Source organism: Halorubrum sp. SP9 (assembly GCF_005435015.1).
Classification (GTDB): Archaea; Halobacteriota; Halobacteria; order Halobacteriales; family Haloferacaceae; genus Halorubrum; species Halorubrum sodomense.
The window spans coordinates 1-420 of record NZ_SGXU01000414.1; the positions used below are offsets into that span (position 1 = coordinate 1).

The following is a 420-nucleotide window of genomic DNA, read 5'->3' on the forward strand; positions in this document are numbered from 1 at the left end:
CTGATCGCTTCTACTGCCTCGTCGTCCGGTTTCCGATCACAGACTTCTTCGTCTTCATCGATGCTCGCCTGAGGCATCCTGTCCGGTGTGTTTTCGGAGACAACTTCGATGCGTTCACAGAACACCAGAAATCTCCGGACGACCGCAAGATACCCGTTGAGGCTGACGTTGTTGGTGTCGGATTCTCTCTTCCACCACATCTTCATTTCTTGTAACTGGCGACCGTCGATCTCGTTCATGTTCTCTAGACCTTCCTGTTCCGTCCACTCGACGAACGTATCGAGGACAGAGCGAGCCTTGCGCAATGATTCATAGCTCCTTTTCTCCTCGTATTCATCGTTGTAGAGATCCTTCGCTTGCTCTGGCGTGATCGGGTTGAGATCGGACGACATATTATTCGTCCTCCGTCCAGCGATGATT

At 51.7% G+C, this 420-nt stretch carries 1 pseudogene; it reads right to left on the reverse strand.

The features are described 5' to 3' along the window. Window positions 1-392, reverse strand: a pseudogene (locus tag EXE45_RS18075) (integrase); the annotation flags it as partial. Window positions 393-420: the final 28 nt, after the last annotated feature.